We start from the raw sequence: 13,731 nt of genomic DNA on the forward strand, positions 1-13,731 counted from the left end.
TGGTTGTTTAGGGTACTAACTCTTGTGTTTTACGGCTCTTTTTAAACCGGTAAGACTCACCAATGAAGGTTATAACATGGGCATGATGGGTCAACCGGTCTAGTAGAGCTATGGTAATAGCATTATCTCCGAACACCTCCCCCCAACGATCAAAATTAAGGTTGGTTGTAATGATGAGACTTCCCCGTTCATAACGTTCGGAGCAAAACTGGAATAACAAGGGGCTACCTGCTCCCAGGTTAACATACCCCAACTCATCTAAAATAACGAGATCATATTTGTGCCACGTTTTTATGAATCGGGGTAAACGGTACTCACTTTCCGCCTTTAATAGTTCCTGGATCAAATCGTAAACTTTAATAAATCTAACATTAAAACCTTGCTGGATGGCAGAAACACCAATGGCAGTAGCAATGTGGGTTTTACCAGCGCCCGATTGGCCTACACAGATGATGTTTTGTCGGTCCTTTATGAACTTACATTCTGCCAAAGAGATAATCTTTGTTTTTGGTAGCTTAGGAGCACTGGTGAAATCAAGGATTCCAGGGTTTTCACCTCATGGAATTTGGCCTTCTTGAGGCGGCTGTTTAGTCTTTTTTGGTGACGTAAATCTACTTCTTTAGCCAAGCAAGCAGCCAGAAAAGAAACCGGTGTCTGGTTTTGCATCATGGCATCCCTGGCTAATTCCCGGAAAGATTGTTTGAGCCCCGGCAGCTTAAGCTGTTTACAGTAGATATCTACCATAGCTTCTCTGGGATCTAATAATTCTGTCATGCTGTCACCCCACTTAAGAGCCAATTGTACTTGACGGGGTGATCGATGGGAATGTCCAGTCTTTCTAGCGTCTTAGGAGTTACACCTGAGTTATTGGTTTTAGTTTCCATTGGTTTTGCTGTTAGCAGTTGACGTATGTAAATCTCTAATCGGTCAACGAAGGCCTCAACACGTAACTTTCTATGGGCATATTCTATGGGGACAGAATAGTAATTACGGCTGAATTGGAAGAGGAGCAGCTTACTTACCGAAATCATATGAGTGCTGGAACATTTAAACGGGGCTGATGGTAAGGGCCTTAGTTCTTGACGTTCCTGCTCCCAGTCTTTAATACGCAATTGCCGTTGTTTTTCGCACCAGTTCAGGAGCATACTGTTGAGTTCATCTAATGAGTTGACTTCGGGTACTGGTACTAGGGCATTTTGCCAGACATACTTGACCAGATTCTCCACCGTCCCCTTCTTATTTAAAGCTTTACATAAGAAGGGGACGGTAGAAAACCTGGTCGGGTACATACGGCGAAATGTGTCAGTGCCGATCCCGGAAGTACACAGTTGGGACGAACTGAACCAATTGCTACAGGAGCGCTGTGAGCGATATCGGGATCAGCATCAGATCCGGGGCCGGGAACTGCCGGTACGGGAAGCCTCTGCCATCGAAAAAGGAGCCCTAACTCCAAGGCTGGGGTTATGAACAGTTTCTCTGCGAGATCCTAGCGAACGAAATCAGTCAACGGCAAGAAAATCAATTAAAACGAAGGATTCGAGCCGGTCATTTTCCGCTCAACAAGAGTCTGGATGAGTTTAAATTAAACCATCTGCCCCATGTACAGGAAGCCACGGTTTGGGAGTTAGCCACCGGTGGACTGCATCGCAACCTTTTATTTTATATAATAAATGCAATAGGGTTCTGTATTCTGATCCGTTAAGATCGGATTACCCCAAATAATAAGTTTCAATAATACCCTGTTCTTGGGCAAATATTTTAAAGGATTATTTTCAAAACTATAATTTATTTTCCTCAATCGAACACCCTGCTTATCTAATGTATTCAAAGCTGCGTCTAATAGAGTTTGTTTTACAGAGTCTATCTCTTCTACAGAATTAGCCACAATCATTTTTTGAGTCTCCCAACGAAACGGAGCGGTTAGTACTCCACTTGCTAAAACATGGGGTTCATTGGGAGCATTGGCAATTGGATAGCTGAAAACAGGCGAAGCATCTAATGTTTTGGAAAAGTTTACTAATGTAACAGGGCCAGGAAACGGATTTAGCAACTCTATCGCTTCCTCCCATTTTTTTCGATTGCTGGTGTTTTCAATTGTTATGGTCAAAGGATATCGCCCTGGAAGTTCTATGTCCTGAAATTTATTGACGCCTTCCGGAATTCTGGGGAGGTAGTCTTCGGTAACTCCCATCTTGATGCTCTGATCCTGCTCAAAAATAACTATAGTATCCTTATTTTTTTGCCAGTGACTACCCGAAATTAAATAAATCGCTTCTTTGGCTCGCCATGTGGCCAAAGGATTTATTTCAGCCATCTTGCTACTAGCAAGGGTTCCGTCTCCTTTTAACAGATAAATCGGGGCAAAAATACCAACTTCATTCAACGATCTATCAATTTTTTCTAACAAAGCTTTCACAGTTTGACGTAACAGCAAATTAATCAACAAGTTATTTTCTCTCAACAAAAAATTAGCAGTGTTAAAAATGTCAGAAAAATAACAAGAGAATTGGCCCGGGCAAAATTGCTCTATTTTTTCGATTACCCTAGGCGCCGAAGAGTTATCAATTAAAGAAAACGTACTGTTAACGGCAACTTCTTTTATAGAAAGCGTAGTCAAAGTTTCTAAAGTTTTTCTTAGTCGCACATCAAAGTCAGACTTAATCGGCAGTGGCAAGTGAAAAGTATGGATTTTTACATTACTCTTTTGCATTAAACTAGCAACCGGCATAAACTCTAGTGGAGTAGGTGTAACTCTTAAATACCCAAAGCTCTTGTTGCTTTTCAGTTCTTGCGGGATTATTTCCGTTAAATCACGAACCAATATTACATTTTCTATTTGTCGAGGATCTATACCATTTCGGTTTAAGAATTGTTCCAAACTACTAATTGACAACGAAGAAATTCTCTCGGAAGCTACCACAACTTCGTTTACTCCATAGTTAATATCCACTTGTTTTTGTTGCCATATTAATACGATATTTCCGCCCATTTTCCCACCTCTTCAACCCAACGAACCAAGTTTTAATTAGCGTTATTTAATCACCGAAATAATAAGAAAAGTATAGTTCCTCTAGGGATTTATATTTTGATTTGTACCCAAAATTTTGGGGTCCTATAAATTCAAGGGATTTTTTTGTTTTCAGCACCAAGGGTGCTGGCATCCCAATAACCGCTACCTCTGCACCAGCTGTTAGATTGCTGTTGCTAACAGGTTTTAGCGTTTCTAAATCAATGATAGAAATTAAATCCGGCACCATCGCGGCAACCTGATTATTTCGATAAGCTATCAGGTTTTCGTTTTTTACAAGAATCTTAAATTCTTCCTTTTCATAATAGCCCTTACCTTTGATGGCGATGGTATCCCATTCTAAAGTTTTGGTTCTGATATGGTTGCTGTTTTCCACCGTTCCAACAAACAATTCAATAACACTGGCATATAAGGAATTCTTAGAAGCAACGATTAGATCGTTTAACAATTCTGCATATGATTTGGATTCAAGAAACGTTCTACCTATATTTGCGGCAAAAGAAATCGTTTTGGGAATTAGAATGCGTTTTAAGATATTTCCTGCTGTGGGATACCCCACAAAAAAGCCGACCCCTCCACCCTTATCGACAACTTGCCGAGTATTCAATTCCAATAAAAAAGTGTCTTCATCATGAAAATGATAGTTATTTCCAAGGCAATCTTTTAATACGAAAGGGGTACTTGGCAGATTGTTAAGATGAAACGTTGTCATTTGAAATTCCGGAAAAGCCCTCCCCATGGCATCACCGTTTATGAGAGGTCGTTTGGATAGCCCGGCCACGAGCAGCGGATATAGTATATTCACCGATGCTGCTTCTAAGGGAAACAAACCTTGTATGCTATTATTTCGCAGATTATTCAGTTGGTCAAATAAATCTACTCCCTCAAAACCGGTAATATAATGTTCTCCTAACAACTCGGGAGAACCCATAATGCCAACCGCCAAATATTGGCCGGAAGGATCAATTTCGTTTAATTCAATCAAGTTTACCTCAAGGCTCTGACGAAAGGTTTTTTCTAGTAATTTGGCGATATTTCTTTCCCCGCCACCTCCGCCAGAACTTAAAAACATACTGCCCCACATCAAGGGTTGAATCCACTCTTTATTAATAACCTGCACTTTATTCCCCCCAAGCTAAGTATCCCAATATTTCTTACGAAACAAGTCTGTAACATCTGAATAATCAGTAATCTGCTAAAGTTTATATTTTTTGATCCACCGATACAAAGTAGCTAAACTAATACCTAAATTTCTGGCAATTTCCCGTTTGCCATCAGTTGTTTGACCAAATTGTTCTAATAAACTTCGCAATTGTTCCCTATCTATTTCATGAGCCGTTTGTTTAGGCATAATTTGTAGTGATTGTCTTTCAGCCATAGTGGACTGAAACTGATTCGATAAATTTTCGATTCCTATTTCATCGGTTTTTGTAATAGCAACACTATATTCCACCGCGTTTTCCAATTCCCGCACGTTCCCAGGCCAAGAATACGACTTTAGCATTTCCATCGCTTCATAGGTAAATGTCATAAAATTTTTGTTTAGAAGAATACAGTACTTTCTAATAAAATAATTCAACAACAACTCGATATCTTCCGGCCTCTCCTTTAATGGCGGTATCTTTATAGGAATAACATTAATCCGATAAAACAAATCTTCCCGAAACTTATTTTCTTTAATCATTTCTTCTAGATTTCGGTGTGTAGCCGTAATTATCCGGGCATTTATTGGAATTTGTTTGGTGCCCCCTACTCTTTCAATGTTCTTATTTTGGAGTACCCTCAATAATTTAGCCTGTAAAGCCAAGGGCATATCTCCTATCTCATCTAGGAAGATGGTTCCATTGTTAGCAAGTTCCAATTTCCCCAGTTTTCCACCTTTTTTTGCTCCAGTAAAAGATCCTTCTTCATATCCAAACAGTTCACTTTCCAAAAGATTTTCTGGAATAGCCGCACAGTTAATAGCAATAAAAGGTCCATCTTTTCGCAGGCTTTCTTTGTGAATGGCCCGGGCAAACATTTCTTTCCCCGTTCCGCTCTCCCCTCTTAACAATACCGTAGAGTCCGTCATTGCAACTATATGCGCGGTAGAAATTGCTTTTAACATTTGTGGATTAGTGCTAATGATGTTTTGAAAATTTATTGATTTCCTTGGTGTCAAAAAATCAACGTTTTTTGTTTTTAGTCCCGATTGATGGGTCATCAAGGTTTTCCCTAAGTATCTATCGGAATAATAATAGTGCCGCAAATAGGCGGGCAATGGATTGTTTTTATCCAGCACCAAATTCAACTTTGTTGCTTTCCCGTAATTTTGCTCCAAAGGAGTTTCTTTGTATTCCAAAAAACGTTGGTACAGGTTGAGTTCCTTAGCCTTTTCGTTTTGATATATTATTTTGTCTTGATCATCAAACAATATAACCCCTTCTCCGTGAAGTTCGCCAAAAAACTCCGCAACCTGCCGGAAAAATTCACCCTGAAGATGTTCCTTTTGTTCTGACTCCAAGAAGGCCGCTATTTGCGAAAAATCTATGGCCGATTTCAACCATGATGCGGTGTCTACCGGCGATGAACCAAGGAATCGCCATAATACCCCCGCTGACTTCTGAGAAATTTCAACAGGAATAAAAATTTCTTGAGTACAACGACATCCTTCAGCCTCGATGCAATCGGAGCACAAGTGGTGACGTCCTTTATTTATGACGAGGGGATGCCGGTAATAAAGCAATCGTTTCAAATGAATCTGATCCGGAACCAAACCTTTTACTTCCGAATAATCGTCTGAAACAACTGTCCCATATATTTTTTCTTCACCCCACCAAGTAATCTGGCAATTGTAGAATTGGGCAAGATTACTGAGAAAAGAACTTGGGGTAATCCTATTTTCCAACGACAGTCACTCCAATTCGCGCAGATATTATCAATTTATTAATCTCAGTATAGCATGGTAATAACACGACAACAAGAAAAATGCGAAAATTATAAGTTGTTTGAGAATATATGCGAATTTATGTGAATTTATGCGAAATAAATAGATCTTATTGTTTATTAGTCAAATTCAGATGAGAAATCTTTGTGAAAATTCTCAAGGATGATAAGAAATATTTGCGAATAACTATTTTTGATAATGCAAAATCTAGTAGATTTTTCTCCCCTTCAAAAAATTTTGTTGATAAATTTCTGGGTCTTAGGGTTTTTAGTAGCAAATACTTGTTTTGGGGTTTATAGGTTGGCATGAATATTGCATATTAGGTGATGGAAAATACATAGGAGGTTATTTGATGTTATGAGCAAAAACAATTCTGATGCAATTGAACGGTACGCGCTGGAAGCGGTACCCCAAAGTGATCGGCAGCCGTGGTTTACCATAGCGCTTATTTGGATTGGAACCATGATTTGTGTTCCAGGCTTGATGATCGGAGGAGCCTTAATAACAGGTTTGACGGTTATGCAGGCGTTTTGGGCCGGAGTAATTGGTTACAGTATCGTGGTGTTTTACATGAGTTTTCAAGGAATGCAAGCTGCCGACTTAGGTCGGCCAACGGTAAGTTTGGCTAGTTCGTCTTTTGGCGAAACAGGATCCAGAGTAGTTATTTCATTTGTTCTAGGAATTGCCACGTTGGGTTGGTTCGGTGTTCAGACAAATCTTTGCGGGGTAGCATTTAGCAATATCTTAGCTTCTTGGCTGGGAATTAACTTGCCGGTATGGATTTCATCTCTAATTTGGGGCGTAATTATGTTAACAACCGCCATTTACGGATTTAATGCCCTGAAGTATTTGAATTATATCGCGGTTCCCTCTCTCATTATTTTATCGTTATATGGTACTTTTATTTCTCTTTCTACTTATGGTTCTGACATCTTATTTAGTTATCAACCACCGCAGCCGTTTCCCTTTATCCAAGGCGTAGCTTTGGCAGTTGGTACTTTTGCAGTTGGTGGCGTTATTGCAGGCGATTACTCCCGATATGCGGTCGGTCGAAAGGATGCTATTTTATCATCCGTACTTGGCGTACTCCCCGCTGGCGTTGGTATGCTGGTTATGGGTGGCGTTATGGCAGTTGTAGCAGGAACATACGATATTACTGTCATTCTTGCTAACCTAGGTGTTCCCCTAATCGGTTTAATTGTTTTGATTTTGGCAACATGGACAACCAATACAGTTAACGCTTATTCAGGTGGTTTGGCTATTACAAATATGTTCAATCTGGGTGATTCCAATAGAGCTTTGGCTACTGGTATTGCCGGTGCTCTAGGCACCCTTTTAGCTATTGCCGGCATCATTGATTATTTCATTAATTATCTGTTAGTACTAACATCCGCAATTCCTGCTGTAGCCGGGGTAATGATTGCTGATTATTGGATTGTTAAAAAAGGAGATGCTTCTAAGTGGAATAAAGTTCCCGGGGTTAACTGGGTTGGTATCATTTCTTGGCTATTAGGGGTTGTTGCTGGCAATGTTATTAAAGTTGGCGTTGGTCCTTTAAGCGGAATCGTGGTTTCCCTGGTCGCCTATATAATACTTCATTCCCTAGTTGCCTATATAATACTTCATTCCTTTGTCGCCAAAGAAGAACAATCCAATAAATCTTAAAAAACTCTTTACTTCAAATAATAACCAACATTTATAAAAAGCAAAGGAGGCATTGTAATGCGAAAAATTGATGAACAAGCGGTTGAAGATATTGCCCTAGGGGCCGCCCTTTTGGGTACTGGTGGTGGAGGAGACCCTTATATTGGAAAGTTAATGGCCAAACAGGCCATTGCTGAGTATGGCCCGGTAACTTTATTAAGTCCTGATGAGGTGCCGGAAGATGCTTTAGTGGTACCCTCAGCAATGATGGGGGCACCGACGGTCTTGGTGGAAAAACTAATGAACGGGGAAGAGCTAATTCGTTCATTTAAAGGATTAGAAAATTATCTAGGCAAAAAAATATATGCCACTTTTCCAATTGAGGCAGGGGGAGTTAACTCCATGATCCCATTTGTGGTTGCTGCTCGCATGGGAATCCCAGTAATTGATGCAGACGGTATGGGTCGTGCTTTTCCGGAACTTCAGATGTTAACCTTCCATTTAGCCGGACTAAATGCCACTCCTATGGTTCTGTCTGACGAAAAAGGCAATGATATTATCTTTAATACCATTAATAATTATTTTACCGAGAATGCTGCTAGAAGCGCAGTAGTATTAATGGGGGGATCGGCAACGCTTAGTATCTACCCCATGACCGGGAAAGATGTAAAAGAACATGGTGTCACCGGGATTGTATCCTTTGCCGAAAAAATTGGTAAGGGAATAAAAGAGTCGCGTAAGAATGGCCAAAATCCCATAGAGGTGCTTCAACAATTAACGGGTGGTTTTGAATTATTTAGAGGAAAAGTTGTTGATGTCCTTCGAAAAACCGAGGGAGGTTTTAACCGGGGTGAAGCGGTAATTGAGGGTGTGGAAAGTTATAAAGATGAAACACTAGTTGTCGAGTTTCAAAATGAAAATTTGATTGCCCGCAAGGGAGGAAAAATTCTAGCCACTACTCCCGATCTGATTTGTATGGTAAACCTGGAAACTTGTATTCCGTTTACAACTGAAGCACTTAAATATGGCCAACGGGTTTTGGTATTAGGAATCCCCTGCGATCCTAAATTTAGAACTCCCAAAGGAATAGAAACGGTCGGACCCCGTTATTTTAAATATGATGTAGACTATGTACCAATCGAAGAGCTGGTGAAAGGAGATGGCAAATAATGGGCTACCGTATAGGAATTGATGTAGGCGGTACAAATACCGACGCCGTAATAGTTGATGATAATTTAAATCTTGTTGAAAGCATAAAAACACCAACTACAACTGATGTTACAACTGGAATTTTCAACGCTCTCAGTGGTGTTATGGAAAAGTCGGGAATTGATAAAGACAAGATAACCTATGCTATGTTGGGTACCACCCATTGCACCAATGCAATCGTAGAGCGAAAAAGGCTTTGCAAAGTGGGAATTATCCGAATCGGCAAACCTGCCTCGGCAGCGATCAGTGCTATGTCTGACTGGCCAGTTGATTTAAAAGAGGCTATGAGCGATAATTACTTCTTGGTTTCTGGCGGGCATGAATTTGATGGTCGGGAAATTTCCCCTCTGGATGAAGATGAAATCCGCACCGTGGCTAAAAGTCTTAAGGGCAAGGTTGATACTATTGCTGTTACCTCCGTTTTTTCCTTTGTTTCTTCAGACCACGAAAAACGGGTAGCCCAAATTTTACGAGAAGAATTAGGCGATATTCCCATATCTCTTTCCCACGAAATTGGCTCATTGGGATTATTGGAAAGAGAAAATGCAACTATCTTAAATTCCGCTTTAACAGATGTGGCCAAAACCACGGCGTTGTCCTTTAAAGAGGGGCTAAGTCGAGAAGGCGTAAACAATGCAAAAGTCTATTTGTGCCAAAATGACGGGACTTTGATGTCTGTTGATTATGCCGTGAAATACCCAATCCTAACCATTGCCTGTGGCCCAACAAATAGTATTCGCGGCGCATCCTTTTTAAGTAAAAAAAGCGATGCAATTGTATTAGATGTTGGGGGTACCACTAGCGATATCGGGGTAATCGTAAATGGTTTCCCCAGAGAATCTTCACTGGCAGTAACAATCGGCGGTGCCCGTACTAATTTCCGGATGCCTGACCTGATTTCCATCGGTTTAGGCGGAGGCACTATTATTCAGGAAAAAGATGGGCAAATCCAAGTTGGCCCTCAAAGTGTTGGATACAGAATTACCGAAGAAGCCCTTGTTTTTGGTGGGAAAACCTTAACTGCTACAGATATCGCAGTGCGTTTAGGAATAGCCCAGGTTGGGGATCCCCGAAAAGTATCACATATTGATAAAGGCTTTGCCAAAAGAGCCTTTGATAAAATGATGCTGCTAGTTAGTGATAACATTGATAAAATGAAACTTTCTAACGAAGATGCTACGGTCATCTTGGTAGGAGGAGGAAGCATTCTTATTGGCGATAAATTAGACGGGGTTTCTGAAATCATCCGTCCTGAGAACTTTGCGGTTGCGAACGCTCTGGGCTCAGCCATCGCCCAAGTAAGCGGGCAAGTGGAACTAGTGTATAAGTTGGATACTATCAGTCGGGAAGCAGCTTTAGAAGAAACCAAAAAAGCGGCAATAAACGAAGCGATTAAGGCTGGCGCAGATCCGTCTACCATAAAAATTGTTGAAGTAGAAGATGTTCCACTGGCATACCTACCGGGCAACGCTACCAGAATTCGAGCTAAAGCGGCTGGCGATCTTGCCAGTAACTAAAAAAATAAGGGGGCATTTATTATGAAAATCAAAGTAATTGTTCCGATAATCGGAACCTCATTCAACGACGAAGTGCGTCGGGAAGTAGCATCTTTGGCTACCCCAGGGGTAGAATATGATGTAGAGAGTCTGGACTATGGTCCTGCCTCAATCGAGTCCGAGTATGATGAAGCAATTGCAGTTCCTGATATTTTAAACAAGGTAAGGAAGGCCGAGGAAGAAGGTTTTGACGGTGCAATACTAGATTGTTTTGGCGATCCCGGTGTTCGAGCTGCCCGGGAAATCACCAATATAGTAGTATTTGGGGGTTTTGAACCTCCTATGCTGATCGCATCTGGTCTGGGAGACAAAATTGCAATTGTTACCGTGTTGCCAGAAGTTATTCCCATGATTGATGGCTTGATTGCTAAGGCAGGTTTAAAGGATCGGGTTGTCGCCGTGCGCCACGTAGATATTCCAGTGCTAGAACTTACTGATATTCAAAAATTAAAGGACGCTCTATTTGAACAAAGTGTAGAGGCAATTAAGCAAAACGGCGCTCAGGTTATTGTACTTGGTTGTACCGGTATGATGGGAGTTGCCAACGAAGTTATGGATAGACTGAAAGAAGCAGGTTATGATATTCCGGTAGTTGACGCTTTTGCTGCCGCTCTCCGAATGACCGAAGCAGTTGTTTCCTTAGGTCTAAGGCCCAGTAAACTCACCTACATGCCAGTTCGAATGAAAGACCGAAAATGGTGGGGGGAATAAAAAGACTAAAGGGTGCCTATATAAACGGCGCCCTTTTTTACTTTTCGAAGGTTTAAAGTAAAAAAAGGATAATAGTAACTGACAATGAATATATCCCCGTATATAAGTTTTGGGAATGGAGGAAAAAACATGCTTTTATCAGAAAATAAACTGCCGGAGTTAGTAAGCAAAATACAAAAAGACTGTGTGATTATTGACGCCCATTTTGATCTCCTATTTGATGTTGTTAGGAAAAGACAGTATGGGCAAAGAAAAGTAATTGAAACAGATTATTTGCCAAGTTTGATCGAGGGTGGCGTCAACATTATTGTCGCCTCATTATATATTGATGATGAGTTTTTACCTGAAATGGCATTAAGACGAGCACTCCAACAAATTAGTGCTTTGTACGAAGAAATAGACGAATCTTCCGGAAAGTTCGTATTATGCAAGAGTTTTCATGATATTGAACAGGCGATCAAGAATAATAAATTAGGAATCCTTCTTTCTTTTGAAGGAGTTGAACCTTTATATAATGATTTAAGTTTGTTGAAGATTTTCTATGAACTGGGAGTGAGAATCCTTGGCCTGGTTTGGAGTCGGAGAAACTTTGCGGCAGACGGGTGCCATTTTAGCGCAGTAAAAACCTGTACCCAAGGGGGTCTTACTGATTTTGGGCTAAGACTGATTGAAAAAGCAGATCAGCTCGGCATGTTGGTTGATGTAAGCCATTTAAATGATGAGGGTTTTTGGGATGTCATTAAATTCTCAAAATCTGCTATTATCGCCTCCCATTCTAACTGTAGAGCACTGGCAAGCACCATGCGAAATCTTACTGACCAGCAAATCTGGTCTATAGCTGAGAAAAACGGCGTTATTGGCATAAATGCCGTAAATTTAATCGTAGCCGATAAACCTGAGGATGCCACTTTAGAATATCTGGTAAAACATGTAAGCCACATGGTAAAACTGGTGGGAGCGGAACATGTTGGTCTAGGCTTTGACTTTTGTGAATCACTTATGGCATATCTTTCTCCCTTAACAATAAAAACTATGTCCCCCACTCCCTTTGATGTGTTAAAGGGACATAAGGACTTGAATAAATTTATTGAAGCACTCCTAGCAACAGGTTTAAAAGAAAGTCAGATTCACCAAATCTTGGGTCAGAATTTCTTAAGAGTCTTCAAGGACAGGTTTAAATAAATTTTAAATAAATATAGAAATTACCCTTATTCCAGTTTACTCAAATATAGTAAAAAAGTTTTGAGTTAAAATTATCTTTTTTATACACTCGAAGCATACAGAAACGGTTGTACTCCTGGAGAGGGTGAAGGGCTGATGGATAAAGGGTTTGCGGCACTTTTGGTACTTTGCTGATTTTGAGTAACCCTTGAGTGTATAAAAAAGATATTTTATGCAAATCAAGATTGAATAGTAAAATAGAGGGAGGTATTATTGTGCTATCACCTGATAAACTAGAACCTAAAGAAAGGGCGTGTTAAGCAAATGACTGAAAAGAACAAATTTAGCGCTGATTACAAAAAAGAAAGCGTTAAGCTTATTACAGACCTTGGCAAGAAACCCGTTAGTGTAGCAGAAGATATTGGCGTCAGTGCTACAACAATCCGGCGTTGGGTACAACAATACAACGCTCATGGCGACCAGGCCTTTCCCGGTAAAGGTAATCTCAAGAGTGATGATGCTGAACGAAAGGCTTTAGAAAGAAAGATCAAGGATCTTGAGGAGGAAAATGCACAGGAGCGCTTACTATGACTGGCTCAACCGGCCTATAACCATGCGGAGGCAGGAAGACCAAGATCTGACAGAAATCATTAAACAGATATTCGAAGAATCCAGACAGACCTATGGTCATCGAAGAATAAAAAAGTGCTTAAAAGAAAAGGGATAAAATGTAGTAACCGGCGTATAGCACGACTGATGAAAGAAAACGGGTTAATCAGCCGCCTAAAAAAATACAAGGCTACTACCAACTCAAACCATGGCTACCCCGTAGCCCCTAACCTTTTAGAGAAAGACTTTAAAGCTGAGAGGCCTAACCAGAAATGGGTCGGCGATATCGGGCTAACCCTAGAAGACTTATCGGCGATTTCCGGTGTTAGCAAAAGTATGCTTGGTGAAATAGAAAGAAGTAGTACCAATCCCACAATATTAGTGTTATGGAAAATTGCAGCTGGCTTAAAAATTCCACTTACAAGGCTAATCAAAGAAGAATTGGATTATTCAATAGTCAGAAATTATGAATTAAAAGTAATAGATAAAGAAGCAGAATACTGTATTTACAGTGTTTTCCCATATTACGATTTGCACAAATCCGAAATTTTGAAGCTTGAAATTGCACCACACTCCAAGCTTTCTAATAGTCGACATATGAATGGTGTCGATGAGTATATATTTGTAGTAAAAGGTAACGTAAAACTTATTTTGGACAGTGAAGAGTTTGTCTTACATGAAGGTGATTCAATACGTTTTAAAGGAGAACTTCCTCATGAATTTATCAATTGCTATGACAGTACGGTTAATCTAATAAATGTTTTGAATTATAAATAGATTAATCATATCAAATAAATATGATGTCAGACACAGAACATAATAAAATTCGAAAAATTCATAAAAGATATTCCCTACTTTTAATGTTGTAGCAATATATGCCGTATGCG

General features: G+C 40.2%; 13 protein-coding genes and 1 pseudogene. 9 read left to right on the top strand and 5 right to left on the bottom strand.

What is annotated here, in order from left to right; all coding sequences use genetic code 11:
* Nucleotides 1-7 precede the first annotated feature (7 nt).
* Nucleotides 8-774 (bottom strand): annotated as a pseudogene (istB, locus tag BR63_RS17180) (IS21-like element helper ATPase IstB).
* Entirely contained in the window at nucleotides 771-1,226 is a 456-nt protein-coding gene (locus tag BR63_RS17185) for a Mu transposase domain-containing protein (protein WP_243270024.1), read from the bottom strand. Before BR63_RS17185 ends, istB begins: the two are co-directional and overlap by 4 nt.
* A gap of 79 nt (nucleotides 1,227-1,305) precedes the next feature.
* Here BR63_RS17185 and BR63_RS17190 point away from each other — a divergent pair, with 79 nt between their 5' ends.
* Nucleotides 1,306-1,467 carry a hypothetical protein gene (locus BR63_RS17190; protein ID WP_153802040.1) on the top strand — a complete coding sequence of 54 codons (162 nt, stop codon included), beginning with the start codon at nucleotides 1,306-1,308 and terminating at the stop codon, nucleotides 1,465-1,467.
* Nucleotides 1,468-1,654: 187 nt separating this feature from the next.
* Here the strand turns inward: BR63_RS17190 and BR63_RS17195 are convergent, their stop codons facing one another.
* The 3 genes from BR63_RS17195 to BR63_RS17205 form a co-directional block, all read right to left on the bottom strand.
* Nucleotides 1,655-2,989 carry a hypothetical protein gene (locus BR63_RS17195; protein ID WP_034421096.1) on the bottom strand — a complete coding sequence of 445 codons (1,335 nt, stop codon included), beginning with the start codon at nucleotides 2,987-2,989 and terminating at the stop codon, nucleotides 1,655-1,657.
* Nucleotides 2,990-3,035: 46 nt separating this feature from the next.
* Nucleotides 3,036-4,148, bottom strand: coding sequence for a DUF917 domain-containing protein (locus tag BR63_RS17200; protein WP_034421098.1), 1,113 nt, complete (start codon nucleotides 4,146-4,148; stop codon nucleotides 3,036-3,038).
* Between the two features lie 75 nt (nucleotides 4,149-4,223).
* Nucleotides 4,224-5,915, bottom strand: a complete 1,692-nt coding sequence (locus BR63_RS17205) for a sigma-54 interaction domain-containing protein (RefSeq protein ID WP_081908073.1) — start codon at nucleotides 5,913-5,915, stop codon at nucleotides 4,224-4,226.
* Between the two features lie 396 nt (nucleotides 5,916-6,311).
* Here BR63_RS17205 and BR63_RS17210 point away from each other — a divergent pair, with 396 nt between their 5' ends.
* The 8 genes from BR63_RS17210 to BR63_RS17245 all read left to right on the top strand — a co-directional run bounded on the left by BR63_RS17210 (nucleotide 6,312) and on the right by BR63_RS17245 (nucleotide 13,621).
* Nucleotides 6,312-7,619, top strand: coding sequence for a cytosine permease (locus BR63_RS17210; protein ID WP_153802041.1), 1,308 nt, complete (start codon nucleotides 6,312-6,314; stop codon nucleotides 7,617-7,619).
* A 57-nt stretch (nucleotides 7,620-7,676) separates the two neighbouring features.
* Nucleotides 7,677-8,768: a DUF917 domain-containing protein gene (locus BR63_RS17215; RefSeq protein ID WP_034421100.1), complete on the top strand. Its 1,092-nt coding sequence runs from the start codon at nucleotides 7,677-7,679 to the stop codon at nucleotides 8,766-8,768.
* Nucleotides 8,768-10,324, top strand: a complete 1,557-nt coding sequence (locus BR63_RS17220; protein ID WP_034421101.1) for a hydantoinase/oxoprolinase N-terminal domain-containing protein — start codon at nucleotides 8,768-8,770, stop codon at nucleotides 10,322-10,324. Before BR63_RS17215 ends, BR63_RS17220 begins: the two co-directional genes overlap by 1 nt.
* A 21-nt stretch (nucleotides 10,325-10,345) precedes the next feature.
* Nucleotides 10,346-11,074 (top strand): aspartate/glutamate racemase family protein, encoded by a 729-nt coding sequence (locus BR63_RS17225; protein WP_034421102.1) that lies wholly within the window; start codon nucleotides 10,346-10,348, stop codon nucleotides 11,072-11,074.
* 129 nt (nucleotides 11,075-11,203) lie between these two features.
* Nucleotides 11,204-12,256, top strand: a complete 1,053-nt coding sequence (locus BR63_RS17230; RefSeq protein WP_051965546.1) for a dipeptidase — start codon at nucleotides 11,204-11,206, stop codon at nucleotides 12,254-12,256.
* Between the two features lie 303 nt (nucleotides 12,257-12,559).
* Complete coding sequence (locus BR63_RS17235; protein ID WP_034421104.1) at nucleotides 12,560-12,826, top strand: transposase; 267 nt, start codon at nucleotides 12,560-12,562, stop codon at nucleotides 12,824-12,826.
* 22 nt (nucleotides 12,827-12,848) lie between these two features.
* Entirely contained in the window at nucleotides 12,849-12,962 is a 114-nt protein-coding gene (locus BR63_RS20070; RefSeq protein WP_420825512.1) for an IS3 family transposase, read from the top strand.
* Between the two features lie 29 nt (nucleotides 12,963-12,991).
* Complete coding sequence (locus BR63_RS17245) at nucleotides 12,992-13,621, top strand: helix-turn-helix domain-containing protein (protein ID WP_051965547.1); 630 nt, start codon at nucleotides 12,992-12,994, stop codon at nucleotides 13,619-13,621.
* Nucleotides 13,622-13,731: the final 110 nt, after the last annotated feature.

It is taken from the genome of Thermanaerosceptrum fracticalcis (assembly GCF_000746025.2).
Lineage (GTDB): Bacteria > Bacillota > Peptococcia > DRI-13 > DRI-13 > Thermanaerosceptrum > Thermanaerosceptrum fracticalcis.